The organism is Nocardia alba NBRC 108234 (assembly GCF_001612665.1).
In the GTDB taxonomy this organism is placed as follows: Bacteria; Actinomycetota; Actinomycetes; order Mycobacteriales; family Mycobacteriaceae; genus Nocardia; species Nocardia alba.
Map to the genome: position 1 here is coordinate 32,690 of NZ_BDAX01000023.1, position 20,661 is coordinate 53,350.

The following is a 20,661-nucleotide window of genomic DNA, read 5'->3' on the forward strand; positions in this document are numbered from 1 at the left end:
TACCTGGCCTAGGCTGTGAACCTTGGGCAAGGACTTACCAGGCATACCCGGCCCAGCTGTGAGCCTTGGGCGAGGGGACTTACCAGGGCCTACCCGGCCCGGGTGGTGGTGAACCTTGGGTCAGTCTTCCGCGCGGACTACTACTCCGTCGGAGTCGCTGTAGAGCATCTCGCCGGGGACGAAGGTGATGCCGCCGAACTCTACGGGCACGTCCTGCTCGCCGCTGCCGGTCTGGGTGCTCTTGCGGGGGTTGGTGCCCAGCGCCTTCACTCCGATGTCGAGGGTGCGCAGGATGGCGGAGTCGCGCACGGCGCCGTTGACGATCACGCCTGCCCAGCCGTTGTCCACGCCGCGGCCGGCGATGATGTCGCCCACCAGCGCGGTGTGCACGCTCGCGCCGCCGTCGACGACCAGCACCTTGCCCTCGCCCGGCTCGCTCAGCGTCTGCTTGACCAGCAGGTTGTCCTGGAAGCAGCGGATCGTGGTGATGCGGCCCGCGAATTCGGCGCGGCCGCCGAACTGGATGAACTGCGTATCGCAGCTACGGATCTCGGGTCCGATCTCGTCGGCCAGATCGGCGGTGGCCACAACATTCGCTGATTCGGTCATAGCTGGAGATTGTGTCAGGTTCCCGCGGTTTCGCGATCGCTAGGTCCGGTCGACCCTGGTCAGGGGGTCGGGCCGAGCGCTCGCGTCGGTCGTCGAACGCTCACCCTTGCTGTTCGCGGTAGGTTTTCTCGATCTCGTGGATGAGAGCGTCGGTGGTGTGCTTGACCGCGATCTTCACGAACGGTTCGATCGTCTTGCCGAGCATCTTGCCCGCGATGCCACCGCCCACGTTGAAGTCGATCACCGCGTCGACGGTGCAGGTGGTCTCGGTACGCGGGATGAAATTGAAGGTCGCGACGATCTCGATGCCCTTGATCGACCTGGTGGCGATCAACCGGCCCTCTTCCCAGCGAACCACCTCGATGCGGGAGGTGAGTGAGGCGGGGCCCAGTTTCATCTTCCCGTCGAACTTCGCGCCGACACCGTCGGTCTGCGCGGTGACTGGAGTGAAGGATTCGATGCCGTACCAGAACTTCGGCAGATTGCGATAGTCGTTCATGAACGCGAACGCTGCCTCGGCGGGCGCCGCGCCGTCTTCAACAATCTTCACTTCGGTCATGGGGGTGAGTTTAGGGGGCTATTCGGTTGGGGCCGTGGCGACTACGCGGTGACTGCCAGTGTCGCTGCCAGACCGAACGCCACTGCCATCACCAGCACCTCGGTTGCCGCGTTGCGCAGGGAGACCTCGGCGGTGACGCGGTGGTCGGCGGCCTGGCGGACCCAGGATCGACGCCACCACCAGCCCAGCGCGACGAGCACGCACAGAATCGCCAGCTTCGCGAGCAGGATTCGTCCGTAGCCGCTGGTCACCAGCGAGGTGATGGCGTCGAGGCGGACCAGGCCGTTGATCAGGCCGGTGAGCGCGACGACCGACACCAGCGGCGCGGCGAGCTTCGAATAGTGGGGCAGGGTCGCGGCCCATTCGCCTCGGGTGCGCAGGACTAGGACCATCGCGAGCAGCAGGCCGAGCCACAGGGCGGCGGCCAGCGCGTGGACCGCGGCGAGCACCGAACCGAACATCTGCTGTGACATGTGCCCGGTGATCGGGCGCAGCGACAGCGCTACCGCCGCGAACACGAGCACCAGATCCGCCGACGCGGTGTCGGGTCCGCGGAAGGCCAGCGCCGAATAGCAGGCGATCGCGCCGGTGCAGAACAGGATCGCGATCCCGATCTGGCCGCCGCTGAGCCTGCCGAGGAAGGTGATGAAATCGTGCACGCCGAGCCGGGTCACCGGGACACCGACGACCTCGGCTGCCTCGCACACCAGCACGGTGAACTCGGCGGCGAACCAGAGACCGGCCAGCACGGTCAGCGGCCGCCAGCCGACCGCGAGCCGGTCGTTGAGCCGGGGCAGCGCGGCGAGGCCGATCACGACCGCGCCGACACCATCGGCGAGCACGCGCGCGATCGCCACCAAGGCCAACCCGCCGGAGCCGCGCAATATCCAGGCCAGCACCACTCCGAGCAGCGCGGCGAGAACGACCGGCGCCAGGACACGCCACTGCCGCAGCGCGGCGGCGGACCCCCGGCGACCGGTCGTCATCGTCGACTACTTCTTGCGGCCGGACCGGCCACCGAGCAACGCCACCGCGAGGCCGGCGCCGAACAGCACCACGCCACCCACGATGAACACCCACACGGGCACACCGCCGTCGCTGTCGCCGTCGGCCGTGTCGTCACCCGGACGCGCGCCCGGCGTGCCGGTGCCCGCCTTGCTGAGCGTGAAAGTCCTGGTTCCGCTCACGGGGTGACCATCGGCCGAGGTGACCCGGAACGCGATGGTGTACTCGCCGACCGGGCCCAGCTCGCCCAGTTCCACACTGACACTGCGCCCTTCGACCAGCGCCTTGCCCTTCGACCACAGCCTGCCGTCCGGCCCGACCACCGTCAGCGACGGAAAGCTCTGCTGCAGTTCCTCGTTGAACGTGACGCTGGCCCGCGCCGGTCCGACCTCGACGGTCGAACCGTTCTCTGGCACGCTGCTCACCGCGCCGGAATGCGCGGCTGCCGTACCCGCCGCCGCGAAAGCGCACGCGAACAGCGCGGCGAGCAGGCCGACGAGCATCTTGCGCGTCACGACGACCGCCGCGAGCGGAAGACGAGACCGAGGCCGAGCGCGGCGGCGAACAGGCCGAGCGCCAGGCCGATGCCACCCATCCAGCGGGCGACATCGTCGGTTTCCGACTCGGTCGACGCACCGGCGGCGACCTGGTGATCGCCGCCATCGGCGCCGCCCTTGGCGGTCAGCGTGATCGTCGGCGCGGGATGTTCGGGTTCGGCGCCGCCGGTGCTCGGCTGGTCCCAGGCCACGACCTTGCCGTCGCTGTAGGTCTGCTGGGTCGGGAAGTTCACGGTGTCCTGCGTCGGCAGCGGGCCGAGTGAGAGCACGAAGCGCTGGAACTGGCCGGGACCGACGCCGGGGTTACCCGGATCGGCCGACCACGCCACGGCGACCGTTTCGCCCTTGTCGTTGCGCTCGACCTTCGATGTCCAGCCCGGCATCGGTTCGGTCCGAACACTTTTCAGGTTCGGCACGGTGACGCGCAGCGCGGTGGTGGACGCGGTGTCGGATTCGGTCGGCACCTTGAAGGTGGCGACGGTGTACTTGCCCTGGGCGGCGCCCGGAGCGTCGACGGTGACGTGCGCGGCGGCCGAACCGCAGGCGGCGAGCACCAGACCTGCCGTGAGGGCGGCGGTGCCGGTGCTACGGGTGATGAAGTTGTGCATGGAATGCCTTGTCGTCCGAAGAGATCTGAGGTGGTCGCGAATCAGGCGAACACCGGCGGCGCGCGCGGACATCGCGCACCCCTCGGACGAGCGCCGCGTACGACAGCGACGGTGACGAACCACCGCGCGGCGCGGTGAACGACAGCGCGGGGCTTGCCGAGCACGGCCCGAACCACTCTCGACGCAACGAGATACAGCCGCTCGGCGACGAGAATCAGTGCGGCGCAAGCGCATGCCGCAACCAGGTGCGCGGCGATCATCGCCGGACCGGGTAGATGCAGCAGTCCGTGATGGTCCAGTGTCGCCGACAGCGCAAAGTGCCCGGCCCACTGACCACCGATCAACGCGAGGGCCGTGCGCAGTGTCTGGGGTCGACGCGGGGTCGCGCGTGGCCCGGCGCCATGGGCGAACATCCCGGCGGCCAGCGAAACCATCAGCAGCAGCGCGATTTCCGCCGATCGCGGCACCGGGCCGCCACCGATCCCGTGCGCGGCGACCGCCAGCCCGCCCACGAGTACGCCGCAGCCACCACCGCGTAGGCGGGCGGTGAGCTGCGGCGTGGTCACGACAGGATCAGCGAACGCCGAGACGGGCGAGCACGTCGGTCTCGAGCACGGTCAACTCGGCCGAGATCGACGCGTGTACGGCCTTGCGACGCGTCGCGGGCATCTGCTCGGACGTGCGCACGGCCACGGTCAGGTCGGCCAGGCGCGCGCGGGCCGCGTCGATGAACTTCGCGGTGTCGACATCGCCCGCCTTGTCGGCGGCGATCTTGTCGAGGGCTTCCTCGGTGTTGGTGATGCGGGCCTGTAGGCGCGCACCGTGGCCACTGAACTCGCTCAGCTGGTCCATGCCGATACCGAGCTGCTGGGCCTTGCGCGCGTCGAGCTGCCCGCGCACCATCGTCGCGCCGCGATAGGCCAGCGGGGCGAGCACGGGGATCAGTACCCGGGCCACACCGATGTATTTGCGGACCTGGCTCGCGCTGAACAGTTCACGATCGGCCTTCGCGGCGACCTTCTGCGCGGCCTTCTCCTCGGCATGCAGGGTCGCGATCTGAGCCTTGGCCACTTTCTCGGCCGTGCGTGCCTGTGCCTTGGCCGCGCGCCGGTTCACGCGCTCGCCCGCCTTGGCCGCCTTGCGCTCGTTCTTGGCGCCCAGCTTCGCCTCCACCGCGGCTTTGTGCTTGAGTGCTTTCGCCTCGGCGCGTCGGCTGGGCCGCCGCTTCCGCTTGCTGAACAACCCCATGGAATCAGGCCCTCCGTCATGCTCGCCAAGTCATGAGGCAGCACCGCCTCCAGGCGGCCTGCCGTTCTTCGTAGCGTAGTGGGATCAGGGTAGCGATTGGGCATTGTGTCGGGGGTAAGGCCCATACTGCTTGCGTGCGTGCAGCCGAGGACGACTTCGACGGCGGGCCGGTGCGTAGCCCGGTCCCCGCTTCCGCTGCGGATTTCCGCACCGCCTTTCTGGACGCGCGCTCGCTGATCGGATGCAGGCACCGCCTTCGCCTCGATGCCGAGAATCCCGGCGTGCTCGCCGAGGTCCGTGAGGATCCAGGCGTGCAGCAGCGGCGTGAGGCCGCCACCGCCCACCGCATCAGAATCCGCGACGAACTGGTCGCGGCCGCCCCCGCCGACTGGGTGGTGATCGACCCGCAGTCGCGTGGCGCGGCCAGGGCCGCGGCGACGATGGCCGCCATCGAGGCGGGCGCCCCGCGCATCTGGGGCGGTCTGCTGCCCGCCGAAGCCGACACCGGTCGGCGCGGCGGGGTCGAGATCCTGCTGCGCGACGACGATCGCGGCGGCTATATCCCGATCATCGTGGTCAACCACAAGGTCACCGACCCGCGCAGACCCGACCCGGCCGATTTCCACCCACTGACCTCGGATCTGTTCCGCTGGCAGCCCCGCCGCGACAAACACGTGAAACTGCGCCCGCAGCCGCGCGACCAGCAGCGCCTCGCCCACCTGTACCGCATGTTGCAGCGCTACGGAATGGCCAGCCCCGCCCTGATCGGCGGCGCGATCGGCCTGGTCAGCGACCGCATCCTGGTGCACGACCTGACGAACGTGCTGGCCGACTACGACCTGCGCTACGCCGACCGCATCGCGGTGGTGCGCGGGGAACTGCCGACCCAGCCGTCGAAGGTGCCCGAGTGCAGGCAGTGCCCGTGGTGGGTGCGTGGTCCCGCCGGGCGGCAATCCGAGACCGCCGAGCCCAGTTGCGAGGCGACGCTCGCGCAGATGCGCGACGTGAGCCTGGTCGCGCCGGGTTCGCGCGCCGATGTGTTGCGTCTGCACGGGATCGAAACGGTCGACGAACTCGCCGCGTGGGAGGGCGAGGACCCCGACGACTGGCAGCACGGTCCGTTCGCCGAAACCGTCGTCACCGCTCGCGCTTGGATCGACGGCGCCCCGCTGGTGCGCCGGTTCGAGCGGGTCAGCGTGCGTCGCGCCGATGTGGAGATCGACGTCGACCTGGAGAGTTACCAGGAGGACGGCGCCTACCTGTGGGGCACCCTGCTCGACGACGTCTACCGCCCGTTCGTCACCTGGGATCCGCTGCCCACCGAGGACGAGGGTCGCTCGTTCGCCGAGTTCTGGACCTGGCTGATGGAACGGCGCGCCGACGCCCACGCCCGAGGCAAAACCTTTGCGGCCTATTGCTATTCGCGAACCGCCGAGGACAAGTGGCTCTACGAATCGGCCCGCCGATTCGCCGGCCGCCCCGGTGTTCCGACGCACGAGCAAGTGCGCGCGTTCGTCGACTCCAAGGAATGGGTCGACATGTTCCAGGCCGTCACCGAGCAGTTCATCTGCCCGAACGGCAAGGGCCTCAAGAAGATCGCCCCCGTCGCCGGATTCGGCTGGCGTGATCCGGAAGCGGGCGGGGAGGCCTCGATGGGCTGGTACCGCCGCGCCGTCGGATACGACGACGTTATCGATATGTCCCAGCGCACCCGGCTGTTCGTCTACAACGAAGACGACGTCCGCGCCACCCAGGTGCTGCGCGACTGGATGTCCACGCGCGCGGTTGCCGAGGTTCCCTCACTGGCCGATTTCGGACGGTAATACCATCGGGGTGTGACTGAGCAGCGCGTCGAAACCCTCGAGTTCCAGGCCGAAACCCATCAGCTCCTCGAGTTGATGATCCACTCGGTCTACTCCAACAAAGACACCTTCCTGCGGGAACTGATCTCGAACGCCTCCGATGCGCTGGACAAGCTCAAGCTTGCCGCCTACCAGGACAAAGACCTGGGCGCGGACACTTCGGATCTGCACATCGAGCTCGAGGTCGACCAGGACAAGCGGGTCCTGACCGTCCGCGACAACGGCATCGGAATGTCGCGCGCCGAGGTGATCGACCTGATCGGTACCCTCGCCAAGTCCGGCACCGCCGACCTGCGTCGCAAGCTGACCGAGGCCAAGTCCGACGCCGCCGCCGAGGAACTGATCGGCCAGTTCGGCATCGGCTTCTACTCCACCTTCATGGTCGCCGACAAGGTCGTCCTCACCACCCGCAAGGCAGGCGAGACCGAGGCCACCCGCTGGGAAGCCGCCGCGGGCAGCTCCACCTACGCCATCGACACCGTCGCCGACGCGCCGCAGGGCACCTCGGTGACCCTCGAGCTCAAGCCCGCCGACGAAGACGATCACCTGTTCGACTACACGCAGGAATGGAAGCTGCGCGAGATCGTCCGCAAGTACTCCGACTTCATCGCCTGGCCGATCCGCATGCAGGTCGAGCGCACGGTGACCGAGGGCGAGGGTGAGGACAAGGTCGACAAGACCATCGTCGAGGATCAGGTCCTCAACTCGCAGAAGGCGTTGTGGACGCGGCCGCGCAGCGAGGTGAGCGAGGAGGAGTACAAGGAGTTCTACCACCACGTCTCGCACGCCTGGGACGAGCCGCTCGAGATCATCCCGATGAAGGCCGAAGGCACCTTCGAATACCAGGCGCTGCTGTTCATTCCGTCGATCGCGCCGTTCGACCTGTTCACCCGTGAGCACAAGCGCGGGGTGCAGCTCTACGTGCGTCGCGTGTTCATCATGGACAACTGCGAAGAGCTGATGCCGGAGTACCTGCGCTTCGTGAAGGGTGTCGTCGACGCCCAGGACCTCTCGCTCAATGTCTCGCGCGAGATCCTCCAGCAGGACCGCCAGATCCAGATGATCCGCAAGCGCCTGGTGAAGAAGGTGCTGTCCACCGTGAAGGACATGCAGGGCGCCGAGGACCAGACCAGGTACCAGACGTTCTGGGGCCAGTTCGGCCGCGTGCTCAAGGAGGGCTTGCTCTCCGATACCGACAATCGCGAAACCCTGCTCACCGTCTCGTCTTTCGCCTCCACCGCCTCCGACTCCGAGCTCACCACGCTCGCGCAGTATGTGGAGCGGTGCAAGGACGGCCAGGACTCGATCTACTACATGACCGGCGAAAGCCGTGCGCAGGTGGAGAATTCGCCGCACCTGGAAGCCTTCACGGCCAAGGGGCGCGAGGTGCTGATCCTCACCGATCCGGTCGACGAGATGTGGGTCGGTTCGGTACCGGAATTCCAGGGCAAGACCTTCCAGTCCATCGCCAAGGGTGAGGTCGACCTCGAAACCGAGGACGAGAAGAAGGAAACCGAAGCCCTGCGCGAACAGCAGGACAAGGACTTCGGCGACCTGCTCACCTGGCTCGGCACCACGCTCACCGACGTGGCCAAGGAAGTTCGCCTCACCAACCGCCTCACCACCTCGCCCGCCTGCCTGGTCGGTGACGTCTACGACTTCACCCCGATGCTCGAGCGCATGTACCGGGCCTCGGGCCAGGCGATGCCGGAGTCCAAGCGCATCCTCGAGCTCAACCCGACCCACCCGCTGGTCACGGGCCTGCGCGACGCCTACGACGCCCGCAAGTCCGACGCCGACGAGGGCAAGGTTCCCGAACTCGCCGAAACCGCCGAGCTCCTCTACGGCACAGCGGTTCTCGCCGAGGGCGGCGAACTGAAGGACCCGGCCCGCTTCGCCCAGCTCCTCACCGAACGCCTGACCCGCACCGTCTGATCCGCCTCCCCGCGACTTTTGCCGGTCGCGGGGAGCTGGAGGGTGAGTCGCCGGGCCGGAGGTGGGATGTCGGTGGCGTTTCGGGCGTGCCCGGTGAGGTACCCATGTTCGTGCGAGATCAGTTGTTCTGTGATGTTGGATTTGTTCATCGGAATTCTCGTGCCTCGGCGCCTTGATCGGGTGACCATTGAAGGATGGTGGGGCATGAGATTCGTCGCGCGAGACCCGATGACTACGACAGCATCATCGGCGTGGTCGACAACTGGTGGGGTCGAGCGGCGGTGCACAATCTGCCCCGCATGTTCCTCGACCACTTCCATCGGACCAGCCTGGTCACCTCCGATGACAGCGGAATCTCCGGCTTTCTCATCGGGTTCGGCTCACCCTCCGATCCACACGCCGCCTACGTCCACTTCGTGGCCGTCCGCCCCGACGCTCGCAAATGCGGTCTCGGCAGGACCCTCTACGAAGCGTTCTTCAGCATCGCGCGCTCCGACAATCGCACCACCGTCACCGCGATAACCTCACCCGCCAACTACACCTCGATCGACTTCCACCGCAGCCTCGGATTCACCGTCGCGGGCCCCGTCCCCGACTACAACGGGCCCGGCCGAGCCCTCGTCACCTTCACGCGCCCGGTATGAAGGTTGTTATGTCAGAACAGTTGTCGTCCGTTGTTCGCCCCTGGGACCTCGTCGCGCAGGGGTATGCCGAGACCGGAGCGGCCGTGCTCGCGCCCTTCGCGGCGCACGCACTCGAATACCTCACCATCGGCTCGGAATCGGAGATCGTCGACGTGGCGGCGGGTACCGGGTTGTCGAGCATCGCCGCCGCCGAACTCGGCGCCCGCGTGCATGCCATCGACCTCTCGCCGTCGATGATCGACCAGTTGGTCGCGGCGGCCGCCGCGCACCCCACGATCGTCGCGCAGGTCGGCGACGGACAGGACCTGCCTTACGAGGACAACCGATTCGACGCGGGCCTGTCCCTGTTCGGCCTGATGTTCTTCGCCGACCGCGCCAAGGGTTTCGCCGAATTGAGCCGCGTGCTCCGCCCCGGCGGCACCGCGGTGGTCGCCGCCTGGGCACCCGCGGCCGAATCCTCGCTCATGCGAGCGCTGTTCGGCGCGCTGACCGCGGCCGACCCCACAGCCACACTCCCACAACCGGATTCGCGAAGCCTGGAGAACCCCAGGGTGTTCGACGCGGAGATGCGCGCGGCGGGCCTGCTCGACGTGCGGATCGAGCAGTACACCGCCGAGGTCCGCTTCCCGGACGCGACCGCCCTCTGGGAAGCGCTGACCCGCAGCAGTGCTGCGCTCGCCGTCGTGCGCGACGAAGTGGGCGAGCCGGAATGGCAGCGTCGCAGCGCGGCGGCGATCGACCATCTCACGGTGACCTACCGGCCGAACACCCCGTTGCGCACCACCGCGCTCTTCGGCATCGGCACCGCGCCCTGAGACGCCGACGGCGCCCTGCCGGGTGGGCAGGGCGCCGTGGATCGCTGGGCCGCGTGACTAGCGCGGGGCCATGCGCAGCGCGCCGTCCATCCGGATGGTCTCGCCGTTGAGGTAGTCGTGGGACGCGATGTACTCCACCAGCTGGGCGTACTCGTCCGGGCGGCCGAGACGGGACGGGAAGGGGACGCCCGCCTCCAGGCCCGCGCGGTACTCGGGGGTGACGCCGGCGAGCATCGGGGTGTCGATGATGCCGGGGGCGATGGTGTTCACGCGGATGCCGAACTGGGCGAGATCGCGCGCGGCGGGGACGGTCATGCCGTGCACGCCGCCCTTGGACGCGGAGTAGGCGATCTGGCCGACCTGGCCCTCGAAGGCCGCGACCGAGGCGGTGTTGACGACGACGCCGCGCTGGCCGTACTCGTCGACCGGGTCGGTCTTGGCGATGGCATCGGCGGCCAGGCGCATCACGTTGAACGTGCCGAGCAGGTTCACGGTGATGACGGTGCGGAACAGCTCCAGGTCGTGCGGGCCGTTCTTGGACAGGATGCGACCCGCCCAGCCGACGCCGGCGCAGTTCACCACGATGCGCAGCGGTGCCGGGCCCTCGGTGATCTGGGCGATCGCCGCGGCGACCTCGTCACCGCTGGTCACGTCCGCCGCGATCAAGGTGACGCCGGCGGGGACGTCGTCGCCCGCGCGCTCGATGGACGCGGGAATGTCGAGCCCGAACACAGTGGCCCCCGCGTCGGCCAGACGCTTGGCGGTGGCGGCACCGAGGCCGGACGCGCCTCCGGTCACAATGGCGGCGGAACCGGAAATCTCCACGACAAATCCTCCTGTGTTATTGGCGGCTGGTGCCGCTGTCCTCGGTGTTCATTCGCGGCTGCCGCCGCGGTTCTCGGCGCTGGACTCCGCCCGTGGGCGGGCACTCTTTTGTAGCATCCTGGGCTCAGTCCAGCGCGCGCCCAGAGCGTGCTCGTCGTCGCCCCGAGAACCTTGGCTCGCGGCTTATTGTGCCGCTTGCCAATAGTGGCACCCTAGCGTGAACCGGGTGTGGTCTGGAACACCCATCGGCAGCGCTGGGGAAATAATGGTGAACACCGATGTCTACCGGTGGTAGCGTGCCGTCATGAGATCGTTCGCCGGTCCTTCGGTGGCCGGGCGCAGGGTCCTGATCACCGGGGCCGCGCGTGGGATCGGTGCCGAGCTGGCCCGCAGGCTGGCGATGCGGGGGGCCCACGTCGCTCTGCTCGGCCTCGAGCCCGAACTGCTGGCCGAAGTGGCGGCGGAATGCGGCGATGTGCCGTGGCGGTATTGCGACGTGGCCGATCGGGCACAGGTCGAGCGGGTGGTCGAGGCGCTGGTCGGCGAACTCGGCGGGCTCGATGTGCTGGTGGCCAACGCGGGAGTCGCCAAGCAGATGGCCATGATCGGCGGAGACCCGTCGGTGCTGGAGGAAACCCTCGCGGTGAACGTGCTCGGGGTCGCCTACACGGTGTCGGCGGCGGGCGCGCATCTTTCGCATCCGGGCGGGTATGTGCTGATGATGTCGTCGATCTCCGCCGCCGTGCAGCTGCCGCTCGGTGGGGCGTACAGTGCCTCGGCCGCGGCGGTCGCCTCGCTGGGCGCCACCCTGCGGGCGGAACTGCGCTCGACCGGGGCGAAAGTGGGGGTCAGCTATTTCGCGGGGATCGACACCGACATGACGGTGCGCGGATTCGGTACAGTCGCCGCGCACACCGTGCTGGAGGAGACGAGTCTCACCGGGAGCTCGCCCGTCGGGCCCGCGGTCGAAGCGCTGGAACGCGCTATAGCCCGACGGCGCAAGACCGTTGTCTCACCCTGGTGGGTAGCGTTGGTCCGGCCGTTCCGGCTGCTGGCCCAACTGGTCGTGCAGCGGGTGCAGGGCGACCGACTGGCTCGTGCCATCGACATCGCCCGCACCGAGGACGTCCCCTTCACAACCGAACAGCCCGCCCGACCCCGCAGAATGGAACGGCAAGCATGAACGATTCGACCCTGCGGCAACAACTTCCGCGTGGACGCCACCACCTCTCGCGTGAGGAAGTCGTCGCCTCTCAGCGTGAGCGCATTCTCGTCGCGATGGGGGAGGCGATGACCGTCGGCGGCTACGTCGGTACGCCGGTGGCGGCCGTGCTCAAGCGCGCCGGGGTTTCACGGGAAACGTTCTACGAGTTGTTCCGGTCGAAAGAGGACTGCTTCAACGCGGCCTTCGACCGGGTGTCGAGCGCGCTGGCCGAGAAACTCCAGACGGTGATCGCCGACTGCGTCGACACCGACGCGCTCACCCGCATGGATCGCATTCTCACCACGTACTTCGACCACATGATCGACGACCCGGCCTCCGCGCGCCTGTTCCTGGTGGAGGTCTACGCGGTCGGCCCGTCGGCCATCCAGGCGCGGATGGACCTGCAGCATCGCTTCGCGGAGGTGGTCTCCACCATGCTCGGCGCCGAATCCGAGGACCAGCGCTTCGCCTGCGCGACCCTGGCCGCCGCCATCGGCGCCATGGTCACCGGCCGCATCGCCGCCGACGATCCGGAAAGCCTGCGCGGCATCAAGGACCAGCTGATAGCCCTGGCCCGCCGCTCCGGCACCCTCTACGGCAACGCCTTCGCCTGATCGGCGCGCGCGCTCAGTCCGCGATCTCGGCCAGTCCGCTCTCGCGCCCCGCGGGCTCGCGTCGCCGCCACACCACGGCGCCGATGCCGAGCAGGGCGGGGACGATCAGCGCCAGGCCCGCCGAACCCCAACCGCCCAGCGCGGGCACGAAAGCGTCGAGGACGGTTTTGGCCGCGAAGAACAGGAACAGCAGGCCCGAGGCGAAGGCGATCCCGCGTTCGGGCAGGTGCTTGCCCGCGAACTTGCCGACCAGGATCGCCAGTCCGCCCGCGGCGACCATGCCGGCGACCGAGCCGATCCAGACGGCGACCCAGTTGTTACTGGAGGCCAGGGCGGCGGCGGCGAACATGGTGCGGTCACCGAGTTCGGCGAGGGTGAAGGCGGAGATGACCACCAGGAAGGCGTTGCGGGTGCTCGGCGGTTCAGGAGCGTCTTCGGAGTCGTCGTCGCCGCTGCGCGCATCACGCAGGGTCCAGAGGCCGACCACGAGCAGGGTGAGCGCGGTGATCACGGCGATGGCCTCCGCCGGCAACGCGGTGCCGAGGAAATGGCCGACGCCCGCGGCGATGAGGTTCACGGCCACGCTGGCGACGCTGATGCCGGCCAGCACCACCCACCAGCGGTAGCGCAGCGAGAAGGTCAGCGCCATGAGTTGCGATTTGTCGCCGAGTTCGGCGAGGAAGAGCACGCCGAAACTCAGCAGGATCGTGGCGATCATGAAGTCAGCTCCCAGGAAATACTCCGGCCTGTGGCTGAGAGACGGGTGCGCCTTCAGCCACACCGGTCGACGGATCGGTTCGTGGCCGAAGGTCTCGCCCACCGGTGCTGACCGGTTCACACAGCCGGACCGCCTCGGCGATCAGTATGTCGACTGTGCGATTGCGGGCTACTCCCCTTCGCTGTGCTCCACTCTAGCCCGATAGCTCCCGGTATGCCAAGACCTGGTAATCCAAATCTCAATGGGCACAATAAGTTTGGGTATGCGGCGGCGATAGTTCGGTTGCCCTGATTTCCGCACCACGCAGACCCGTTGCCAGTGGTTCGCCAACCCGTCGCGAGCGAAAGACTCAGGCCGCCAGCAGCATCGCGAGCACCGCGGTATCGGGATCGCTGATCAGATCCATCCCGACCCGGCTCACCAGCGAGGTGATCGTGCCGTCGAGCTCCGCCTCGGCCCACGCCGCGCGATGCTCCAAACCGAGGTGCGGCACGCCGGGCAGCAGGACGCAGCCCGAGGCCGCGCCCACGCACTCGGGCAGCGAGGGACGCGTCTCCGACGGCGGATGCAGCATCAGCAGCGCGGGCGGGGTGTGCGCGGCGAACCGGCCGGGTTCGATCGCCTGATCGCCGAGGATCGGTCCCTCGGCCATGACCAGCCCCACCGTGCCCGGTTCCGGGTCGTCGGGCAGCTCCTCGCGTACCCCGAACACCGTGCTGGTCACCAGCAGGCCCGGCATCGAGGCCACCCGCACGGCGAGCACCAGCACCTGTGCCCATTCCTTGGTGGTATCCGGCCACCGCCCCGACACTACGAACCCGCTCAATCGCCCACGCGCCTGAAACGGCGTGATCCCGATCGGACCCTGTGTATTCATGATGGCCTCCCGACTAACGGGGGCGACTGTGCCCGTATGACAGGAATAACCCCAAACCCATCTGGCACACAAGTACCAGTGAGTGCCAGTCCGCCTCTCCGGGCCTCATGCCGGTCCCATGTTGGTGCGAAACCTGGCGGTACGAAAAGAGGCTCCTCGACAGCACGCTGTCGAGGAGCCTCTTTCGTGAATTCGCTACTTACCCGAAGATCAGGCCCTTGCCCTGGCCGACGGCCCGGGCGAAGCGGTCCTGCACGTCGGCCCAGTTGACGACGTTCCAGAACGCCGTCACGTAATCGGCCTTGACATTCTTGTACTGCAGGTAGAAGGCGTGCTCCCACATGTCGACCTGCAGCAGCGGGATGATGCCGGTGGGCACGTTGGCCTGCTGGTCGTACAGCTGGAAGGTCAGCAGCTTCTGGCCGAGGGTGTCGTAACCCAGGACAGCCCAGCCCGAGCCCTGCAGACCGTTGGCGGCAGCGGTGAACTGCGCGCGGAACTTGTCGAACGAACCGAACTGGTCGGCGATGGCCGCTGCCAGGTCGCCGTCCGGCTGGTCGCCGCCGTTGGGGGAGAGGTTCTTCCACCAGACGGAGTGGTTGTAGTGGCCACCGAGGTGGAAGGCCAGGTTCTTCTCCAGCAGCAGGATGGCAGCCAGGTCGCCGGACTCACGAGCTTCCTCGAGCTGCTCGAGCGCCTTGTTCGCGCCTGCGACGTAAGCGGCGTGGTGCTTGGTGTAGTGGATCTCGTTGATCTGACCGGAGATGTGAGGCTCCAGTGCGCCGAAATCGTAATCCAGTTCCGGCAGCGTGTAGACGGCCACGATGTCCCTTTCCGTATGTCGGGCTGTGCGCGCCCAGTTCGGACGACAACACCAACCATCATTCGTACACCCGCCCCGTGCAACCCGACCACCTTGCCCCCGCATTCCCCTTCCCCGAAATTTCCCCACCCGCGAACCATCCCGCCACCCCGAGCGCGGTAACCCCCGAACGTCTCGCTACAGCGGCGGCGCGATATCGGCTTTCGTGGTCCGGGCGTCCCCGGTGGCATGCGCGTCCCACCACCGCTGCCCACCGTCGATGAACTCCTTCATCGGAATCTCACGCCCCGCGGTGTCGGTGACGGAGATCTTGTCGAACCACACCCGAACATCGAGTTCGCGCGGGTCGATGCCTTCTTCCTGAGAGAACTCGATGACATGCGCCGCGATGCGCTGATCGAGCACCGTGTCGAAGCTCAGCAACTCGCTCCACAGTGCCCACCCGCTGTCGTCGAGGTCGATGAACTCCCAGCCGTGCAGACCGCCGCCGCCGAAGCTCTCGATGGCATCGTCGAGCTGGTCCAGGCTCAGGGGAAGCACGCGGGCGTCGACATCGTCCCAGCGCTGGATGCGCAGGGAGGCCGCGACGCGGGTGACTCCGGTGAAGGTGAGCAGAACTTTTGCGTCGATCGGCGCGGATCCATCCGTGGGTAACGTCAGCACCTCCAGCGCGAGTTGCAGTCGGCCCGCCGCGGCATCCACTTCTACCCCTAGACATGTGGATTCGGACAAAGCGGTATTCAAGCCGTTGATGTCGAAACTGTCGAGTAGCCCCCTGCTCACGTTCATGTGCCCAGGTTACCGATCAGACCGCCCAGATCCCAGGATTTAGGATTTTCTCTAGTGTTCTCGTATTTATGGAACCGATTCGGTCTCACTTGCGTCCAAGTAGATGTCGGGACAGAACTCAGTCCACGAATCCCGACGTCAGCGGCGAACGACCGCTCCGGGATGACATGGAGGGGAGTCCCGGATCGGTCGTTCCCGGCTGGTTCCACCCGGCTGTCGGCGTTGTCGGCAGCCGGTTCCCGTTGTTCGTGTGCTGGCCGATAGCTGGCCCCCACCCGACACCTCGTCCTCGCCCAGGCTCGCCCGGCAATTCGCGCGGCATGGCAGGATCGAGGCGTGACGAGCCCCGATGTCCCCGCCGTGCCGGTGGGTGCGGTACCCGCCGCGTTCGACCACGCGGACCCGGCGCCGGGCGCGCAGCTGCTCGACGTGCGCGAACCCGACGAATGGAACCTCGGGCACGCACCGGGCGCGATCCACATCCCGATGGTCGACGTGCCCGCCCGCCTCGACGAGCTCGATATCGACGCCGAGCTCTACGTCGTGTGCCGACAGGGCGGCCGGTCCATCGAGGTGGTCCGGTATCTCGCCCACATCGGGTACGAAGCGGTCAATGTCGTGGGGGGCATGGTGGCCTGGCAGCAGACCGGCCGCCCGGTGGTCGCCGACGGTGACCACGAAGCCAAGATCTACTAGTCCGGAAGCGGGGTGCGCGGGTGAGTTCGGTGGTGCAACCATGTGCGCGCTGTGGTGCGCGGTGGGCAGTGCAGGGCGCTCCGATGCACTGGTGCCCGCGCTGTCGAGGGGTGTTGCTCTCGCCCGGCACGGTCGACGCGCCCGCCGCCCAGCGCAACTATCGCTGGGTCGCGCGCCGACCCGACCACCGTACCCGCAGGGCGGGCGCCGCTACCTCGGCTCCGCTCGGGCCGACCCCGCGCTACACCGAGACCCCGCGCTGGGGCCTGCTGGATCCACCACCGTCGCCTGCCCCCACGCCCGAACGCCCACTGCGCGGTATCTCCGCCCATCGCGACCGGCTGCTGCGCGGCACCGCGATGGTCTTCCTGGTAGCCGGGCTGGCCGAGTACGGCCGCTACCTGATCCTGTTGCAGAACCGCGCCAGGCTCATCCCCGGCTGGCTGCTGTCGATCTCCGACGCGACAGTATTGGTTTTCGGCGTCATCGCGCCGATCTACGCGTTGGTGACCGCGGTATCGCTGGTCGCCTGGCTGATCGAGGCGCGCACGATCGTGTTCACCGCCTACGGCAGGCGTGACCCGCGCAAGCGATGGTCGCTGATCGCGGGCTGCCTGGTGCCGGGCGTCAACCTGATCTGGCCGGGCGTATTCCTCACCGAACTGCTCGGCGCCGACCCTGATCCGCGTTCGCGGCGGGCTGTGCGGATCTGGTGGGCGGCCTGGGTGTTCAGCGGACTGCTGCTGATCGCGGCAACGCTGTGGCGAGACGCGTCGACCCTGCAGGCCGAGGCCGACGGTGTCTCGTTCACCGGCTTCACCAACCTGTGCGCGGCCGGGTTCGCGATCCTCACCCTGTGGATGGTGCACGCGCTGGAAGGTCGCGATCTGCGCGGGGACATCAGGTCCGCGCATCGCTGGGTGATGGCGGCCGACCCCGCGCAGATCGTCATCGCGCCCGTCGAGCCGGGCGCTGTCGTGGTGCGCGACGATGCCGGGCACGATGAGGTCGAACGCGCGGATTCTGGCCGGACAGGAGAGAATACGCAGGAGGAGGTCGTGGCCAAGTGAGCCAGAACAACCGTCCACCTTTCGTGGTGGCCCATCGTGGCGCGTCGGCGGCACGACCCGAGCACACCCTCGCCGCGTACGAGCTAGCCCTGCAGGAGGGTGCCGACGGGGTGGAATGCGACGTTCGGCTCACCCGCGACGGCCACCTGGTCTGCGTGCACGACCGCACCGTCGACCGCACCGCCGACGCCACCGGCCTGGTCAGCGAACTGACGCTGGACGAGCTGCGCGACATGAACTTCGGCACCGGCGAAGCGCCGCAGGGCGTACTCGCGCTGAGCGACCTGATCGGGCTGGTTCTCGACTGGCGTACCCGCCCGACGAAGCTGTTCATCGAGACCAAACACCCGGTGCGCTACGGCGCCCTGGTGGAGAACAAGGTGCTCGCCGAACTGCAACGCTTCGGCATCGCCACGCCCGCGTCGGCCGATCATTCCCGCGCGGTGGTGATGTCGTTCGCGGCGACCGCGGTCTGGCGGATTCGCCGTGCCGCGCCGCTGTTGCCGACGGTGCTGCTCGGCGAATCCTCGCGGTTCCTCGGCGGCGGCGCGGCCACCACGGTCGGCGCGACCGCGGTGGGCCCCTCGGTGAAGACCCTGCGCGAACACCCCGAACTGGTCGACAAGGCCGCCGCGGCGGGTCGGGCCACCTACTGCTGGACCGTCGACGATCCCGAGGACGTGACGTTGTGCGCCGACCTGGGCGTCAGCTGGGTCGCGACCAATCACCCCGGTCGCACGAAGGCTCTCCTCGCCGGAGTCTGACCGGACGCGGACTGGCAGGGGGCGCGGTGAACGAACTCGCCGCTCGGCCATAAACTCCACGCGTGGGTAAAAGCAAGCGGAACAGTCCGAAGCCCGACAGTAATCGGGCCCAGCGTCTCGCGCAGCGGCGTGCGGCGCAGGAGCAGACCTCCGCGGCCGTGACACGGCCGTTCGAGGGTCTTGCCGCCGAATGTGATCTGGTGGCGCTGCGGGAGTTCGTGCCGTCGGCGACCGCGACCTTGAAGCTCGTGCCCGGTGTGGCCGCGCAGCGTGAGGTCACCCTGGCGACGGTGCTGCCCGGCGCGGTGGCCGCGCTGGTGCGCGCCGGTGACGAGCCGGTCGGCTTCGTCGGCACGCAGATGCAGTTCCGTGGCGCCGATCCGTCGGCAGATATCGCGGCGGCGATCCTGTGGACCCAGTCGGCCGAGCCCGGTGAGTCGCTGAACTCCGCCGACGCCGCCGACGGTGGTCCGCGTCTGGTCGATGTCATCGATCCCGGCGCCGACCTCGAGCTCACCGTGCACCAGGACTTCGACTGGTGGGTGCCCGAGGGCGTCACCCCGGATCCGCAGGTGGCGGCGACGATCGAGCAGGCCAAGCAGGCCATCATGCCGTCGGCGCGGCTGGACCTCGGCCCGGATTCCGTCGGCGCGGCCTGGTGGGTCGACGCGGGCGAGAAGGCGCATGTGCGCTGGGTGCGTCCCGAGGACGAGGACGCGCTGATGCTGGCGCTGGCGCGCGTGCACGCCACCGGTGGTCTGCACATGGGTGAGGGTTCGCGCTTCGCCGGTTCGTTCCGCACACACGGTCTGCTGGTGCCGGTGTTCGACCTCGATCCCGAGCTGCACCCGACCGAATGGGAGGCTCCGGCCCGTGAATTCGGTGCTCGCCTGGCCGGGGCGCTGGCCTCCGACGAGCCGATGACCAGCGAGGAACGCCGTTCGCGCGATGGTTTGCGTTCGCGTCAGGTCACCCTGCGCTGAAATAAATGAAACATGTCTCTTTAACAGACTCGATCCGTTAGGTTCACGACTGAACCGTTCAATCGGTGAACAGCAAAGTTAAGAGGCATCGTGGAATTTCTCGGATCTATCGCCGGTCTCGCTCAGATCGTGATCGGCACCGTACTGGCCAACCTCGGGTTGGGCTCCGGCTCCGGCTGGTAAACGCACACAAAGGATTCGGCTCGCTGCCCGCGAGCCGAATCCTTGCGCGTCGAAGCTAGACGCTGCCGCCGGCGACCGATGGCGCGCCGGACGTGTCCTTGGGCTTGCTCAACTCGCGCCACATAAACTCCTCCAGATCGAACAGGTTCGACCCGGCGCGATCGGCGATATTGAGCAGCGTGGTCATACTCGCCACTTCCTCGACCTGTTCCTTCAGGAACCACTGCATGAACTGCTCGCCGAGGTAGTCGCCCTCTTCGCGGGCGGTGCTCGCCAACTGCACGATCTGGTCGGTGACCGTCTTCTCCTGGGTCAGCGCCAGCTCGATCGGCTCACGGGCGGACTCGAACTTCGACTTCGCCGCGTCGATGCCCGAGACCTCCACGGAGATGTCGCGGTCCACGAAATACTGCACGATCATCATCGCGTGATTTCGTTCTTCCACCGACTGCGCGTAGAAGCGCTTGGCCAACTGCGGCAGGTCGTTGTTGTCGAACCACACAGCGATCGCGATGTACTGGTGCTCGGCATTGAACTCATGCCGGATCTGGTCTTGGAGCAGAGTATGGAACTTGCTTCGCGGGGCTTCCGGATGAATCGACATGACCGCCACATTAGTGCTGGTCATCGGGGGTTGTCATCCAAGTGCAGCCTTATTGAGGACAGTATTCCCTAACCAAGTATTTCCTAAAAAACGCCGATGCGCAGCCATTTCTCGGTCGCGCGCAGGAGGACGTACGTCTAACGCGCGCCTGCCATTCGGGGTGCCGTGGAATCGGCGGGTACCGTGTCGCGCAGCTCTCGGCGGATGAATTCCTCGACGTCGAACAGGTTGCCCCGGCGGTCGAACACAGTGAGTAGCGTGTTCATTCCGGCGACATCGTCGACTTGCTCACCCAGGAACCATTGCATGAATTGTTCGCCGAGGAAGTCGTTCGTGTCACGAGCCGCCGCGGCAAGGGTGCTGATCTGCGCGGTGGTGACCCGTTCGCAATCGAGCAGAAAGGCGATCGCGGCGCGCGGGGAATCGAACTCGGAACGTACTTCGCCGAGCCCGCCGATCCCGACCGGCACATCACGGTCGAGCAGGTACTGCACCATGCGCATCGCGTGTCCGTGGTTCGCGGTGGAACGCGCGTAGGTTTGCCGGGCCAACTCGGGTAAATCCTGTGCGTCGAAGTAGACGGCGGCGGCCAGATACTGATGGGCTGCGGTCAGACCGGCGCCGACCTGGTCGCGCAGGAGTTCGGTGAACGACAGGTACTCGGACATA

24 protein-coding genes are annotated in these 20,661 nt (G+C 67.6%); 10 read left to right on the plus strand and 14 right to left on the minus strand.

Annotated elements, in window-relative coordinates; translation table 11 throughout:
* Nucleotides 1-120 precede the first annotated feature (120 nt).
* The 7 genes from rraA to NA12_RS23895 form a co-directional block, all read right to left on the minus strand.
* Entirely contained in the window at nt 121-609 is a 489-nt protein-coding gene (rraA, locus tag NA12_RS23865; RefSeq protein ID WP_056822505.1) for a ribonuclease E activity regulator RraA, read from the minus strand.
* A 100-nt stretch (nt 610-709) separates the two neighbouring features.
* Complete coding sequence (locus tag NA12_RS23870; RefSeq protein WP_067455547.1) at nt 710-1,168, minus strand: SRPBCC family protein; 459 nt, start codon at nt 1,166-1,168, stop codon at nt 710-712.
* A 41-nt stretch (nt 1,169-1,209) separates the two neighbouring features.
* On the minus strand, nt 1,210-2,154 hold the full coding sequence (locus tag NA12_RS23875) for a CopD family protein (protein ID WP_067455550.1): 945 nt from the start codon (nt 2,152-2,154) through the stop codon (nt 1,210-1,212).
* A gap of 6 nt (nt 2,155-2,160) precedes the next feature.
* On the minus strand, nt 2,161-2,676 hold the full coding sequence (locus NA12_RS23880; protein ID WP_067455957.1) for a copper resistance CopC family protein: 516 nt from the start codon (nt 2,674-2,676) through the stop codon (nt 2,161-2,163).
* An 8-nt stretch (nt 2,677-2,684) separates the two neighbouring features.
* Entirely contained in the window at nt 2,685-3,338 is a 654-nt protein-coding gene (locus NA12_RS23885; RefSeq protein ID WP_067455553.1) for a YcnI family copper-binding membrane protein, read from the minus strand.
* Nucleotides 3,339-3,379: 41 nt separating this feature from the next.
* Nucleotides 3,380-3,904 (minus strand): hypothetical protein, encoded by a 525-nt coding sequence (locus NA12_RS23890; protein ID WP_067455555.1) that lies wholly within the window; start codon nt 3,902-3,904, stop codon nt 3,380-3,382.
* Between the two features lie 7 nt (nt 3,905-3,911).
* A complete protein-coding gene (locus NA12_RS23895; protein WP_067455558.1) occupies nt 3,912-4,586 on the minus strand; it encodes a DUF6474 family protein in 675 nt (224 codons plus the stop codon).
* A gap of 170 nt (nt 4,587-4,756) precedes the next feature.
* Here NA12_RS23895 and NA12_RS23900 point away from each other — a divergent pair, with 170 nt between their 5' ends.
* From NA12_RS23900 to NA12_RS23915, 4 genes are all read left to right on the plus strand, one after another.
* A complete protein-coding gene (locus NA12_RS23900; protein WP_067455963.1) occupies nt 4,757-6,409 on the plus strand; it encodes a TM0106 family RecB-like putative nuclease in 1,653 nt (550 codons plus the stop codon).
* Between the two features lie 12 nt (nt 6,410-6,421).
* Nucleotides 6,422-8,383, plus strand: coding sequence for a molecular chaperone HtpG (gene htpG, locus NA12_RS23905; protein ID WP_084473054.1), 1,962 nt, complete (start codon nt 6,422-6,424; stop codon nt 8,381-8,383).
* A gap of 194 nt (nt 8,384-8,577) precedes the next feature.
* The gene (locus NA12_RS23910) at nt 8,578-9,027 is read left to right on the plus strand and encodes a GNAT family N-acetyltransferase (protein WP_067455569.1); all 450 of its coding nucleotides are present in this window, start codon (nt 8,578-8,580) and stop codon (nt 9,025-9,027) included.
* A gap of 8 nt (nt 9,028-9,035) precedes the next feature.
* Entirely contained in the window at nt 9,036-9,842 is an 807-nt protein-coding gene (locus NA12_RS23915) for a class I SAM-dependent methyltransferase (RefSeq protein ID WP_067455572.1), read from the plus strand.
* Nucleotides 9,843-9,899: 57 nt separating this feature from the next.
* On the opposite strand, the gene NA12_RS23920 is transcribed toward NA12_RS23915, so the two are convergent.
* Nucleotides 9,900-10,667: an SDR family NAD(P)-dependent oxidoreductase gene (locus NA12_RS23920; RefSeq protein WP_067455575.1), complete on the minus strand. Its 768-nt coding sequence runs from the start codon at nt 10,665-10,667 to the stop codon at nt 9,900-9,902.
* 304 nt (nt 10,668-10,971) lie between these two features.
* Between NA12_RS23920 and NA12_RS23925 the strand changes: the two genes are divergently transcribed.
* Nucleotides 10,972-11,850 (plus strand): SDR family NAD(P)-dependent oxidoreductase, encoded by an 879-nt coding sequence (locus NA12_RS23925; protein WP_067455577.1) that lies wholly within the window; start codon nt 10,972-10,974, stop codon nt 11,848-11,850.
* Nucleotides 11,847-12,485 carry a TetR/AcrR family transcriptional regulator gene (locus NA12_RS23930; RefSeq protein WP_067455580.1) on the plus strand — a complete coding sequence of 213 codons (639 nt, stop codon included), beginning with the start codon at nt 11,847-11,849 and terminating at the stop codon, nt 12,483-12,485. Before NA12_RS23925 ends, NA12_RS23930 begins: the two co-directional genes overlap by 4 nt.
* A 13-nt stretch (nt 12,486-12,498) precedes the next feature.
* Here the strand turns inward: NA12_RS23930 and NA12_RS23935 are convergent, their stop codons facing one another.
* The 4 genes from NA12_RS23935 to NA12_RS23950 all read right to left on the minus strand — a co-directional run bounded on the left by NA12_RS23935 (nt 12,499) and on the right by NA12_RS23950 (nt 15,692).
* Nucleotides 12,499-13,203, minus strand: coding sequence for a TMEM165/GDT1 family protein (locus NA12_RS23935; protein WP_067455966.1), 705 nt, complete (start codon nt 13,201-13,203; stop codon nt 12,499-12,501).
* Nucleotides 13,204-13,552: 349 nt separating this feature from the next.
* A complete protein-coding gene (locus NA12_RS23940; RefSeq protein ID WP_067455583.1) occupies nt 13,553-14,080 on the minus strand; it encodes a peptidase in 528 nt (175 codons plus the stop codon).
* Nucleotides 14,081-14,279: 199 nt separating this feature from the next.
* A complete protein-coding gene (locus NA12_RS23945; RefSeq protein WP_067455585.1) occupies nt 14,280-14,903 on the minus strand; it encodes a superoxide dismutase in 624 nt (207 codons plus the stop codon).
* 177 nt (nt 14,904-15,080) lie between these two features.
* Complete coding sequence (locus NA12_RS23950; protein WP_067455588.1) at nt 15,081-15,692, minus strand: hypothetical protein; 612 nt, start codon at nt 15,690-15,692, stop codon at nt 15,081-15,083.
* Nucleotides 15,693-16,028: 336 nt separating this feature from the next.
* On the opposite strand from NA12_RS23950, the gene NA12_RS23955 reads away from it, so the two are divergent.
* The 4 genes from NA12_RS23955 to NA12_RS23970 all read left to right on the plus strand — a co-directional run bounded on the left by NA12_RS23955 (nt 16,029) and on the right by NA12_RS23970 (nt 19,205).
* On the plus strand, nt 16,029-16,388 hold the full coding sequence (locus NA12_RS23955) for a rhodanese-like domain-containing protein (protein ID WP_084473055.1): 360 nt from the start codon (nt 16,029-16,031) through the stop codon (nt 16,386-16,388).
* Between the two features lie 110 nt (nt 16,389-16,498).
* Nucleotides 16,499-17,458, plus strand: coding sequence for a DUF4328 domain-containing protein (locus NA12_RS23960; RefSeq protein ID WP_084473056.1), 960 nt, complete (start codon nt 16,499-16,501; stop codon nt 17,456-17,458).
* On the plus strand, nt 17,455-18,222 hold the full coding sequence (locus NA12_RS23965; RefSeq protein ID WP_067455593.1) for a glycerophosphodiester phosphodiesterase: 768 nt from the start codon (nt 17,455-17,457) through the stop codon (nt 18,220-18,222). The genes NA12_RS23960 and NA12_RS23965 overlap by 4 nt, the downstream gene beginning before the upstream one ends.
* 62 nt (nt 18,223-18,284) lie before the next feature.
* The gene (locus NA12_RS23970) at nt 18,285-19,205 is read left to right on the plus strand and encodes a DUF5926 family protein (protein ID WP_067455594.1); all 921 of its coding nucleotides are present in this window, start codon (nt 18,285-18,287) and stop codon (nt 19,203-19,205) included.
* A gap of 238 nt (nt 19,206-19,443) precedes the next feature.
* On the opposite strand, the gene NA12_RS23975 is transcribed toward NA12_RS23970, so the two are convergent.
* Both NA12_RS23975 and NA12_RS23980 read right to left on the minus strand, forming a co-directional pair.
* Nucleotides 19,444-19,992, minus strand: coding sequence for a ferritin (locus NA12_RS23975; protein ID WP_067455972.1), 549 nt, complete (start codon nt 19,990-19,992; stop codon nt 19,444-19,446).
* Nucleotides 19,993-20,129: 137 nt separating this feature from the next.
* A complete protein-coding gene (locus tag NA12_RS23980; RefSeq protein WP_067455595.1) occupies nt 20,130-20,660 on the minus strand; it encodes a ferritin in 531 nt (176 codons plus the stop codon).
* Between the last annotated feature and the right edge of the window lies 1 nt (nt 20,661).

Coding starts and splice junctions, on each gene's coding strand:
- NA12_RS23870 (WP_067455547.1), bottom strand. CDS start 1,168: ATGACCGAAGTGAAGATTGTTGAAGACGGCGCGGCGCCCGCCGAGGCA.
- NA12_RS23930 (WP_067455580.1), top strand. CDS start 11,847: ATGAACGATTCGACCCTGCGGCAACAACTTCCGCGTGGACGCCACCAC.
- NA12_RS23940 (WP_067455583.1), bottom strand. CDS start 14,080: ATGAATACACAGGGTCCGATCGGGATCACGCCGTTTCAGGCGCGTGGG.
- NA12_RS23875 (WP_067455550.1), bottom strand. CDS start 2,154: ATGACGACCGGTCGCCGGGGGTCCGCCGCCGCGCTGCGGCAGTGGCGT.
- rraA (WP_056822505.1), bottom strand. CDS start 609: ATGACCGAATCAGCGAATGTTGTGGCCACCGCCGATCTGGCCGACGAG.
- NA12_RS23980 (WP_067455595.1), bottom strand. CDS start 20,660: ATGTCCGAGTACCTGTCGTTCACCGAACTCCTGCGCGACCAGGTCGGC.
- NA12_RS23880 (WP_067455957.1), bottom strand. CDS start 2,676: ATGCTCGTCGGCCTGCTCGCCGCGCTGTTCGCGTGCGCTTTCGCGGCG.
- NA12_RS23885 (WP_067455553.1), bottom strand. CDS start 3,338: ATGCACAACTTCATCACCCGTAGCACCGGCACCGCCGCCCTCACGGCA.
- NA12_RS23895 (WP_067455558.1), bottom strand. CDS start 4,586: ATGGGGTTGTTCAGCAAGCGGAAGCGGCGGCCCAGCCGACGCGCCGAG.
- NA12_RS23910 (WP_067455569.1), top strand. CDS start 8,578: ATGGTGGGGCATGAGATTCGTCGCGCGAGACCCGATGACTACGACAGC.
- NA12_RS23915 (WP_067455572.1), top strand. CDS start 9,036: ATGTCAGAACAGTTGTCGTCCGTTGTTCGCCCCTGGGACCTCGTCGCG.
- NA12_RS23925 (WP_067455577.1), top strand. CDS start 10,972: ATGAGATCGTTCGCCGGTCCTTCGGTGGCCGGGCGCAGGGTCCTGATC.
- NA12_RS23975 (WP_067455972.1), bottom strand. CDS start 19,992: ATGTCGATTCATCCGGAAGCCCCGCGAAGCAAGTTCCATACTCTGCTC.
- NA12_RS23935 (WP_067455966.1), bottom strand. CDS start 13,203: ATGATCGCCACGATCCTGCTGAGTTTCGGCGTGCTCTTCCTCGCCGAA.
- NA12_RS23950 (WP_067455588.1), bottom strand. CDS start 15,692: ATGAACGTGAGCAGGGGGCTACTCGACAGTTTCGACATCAACGGCTTG.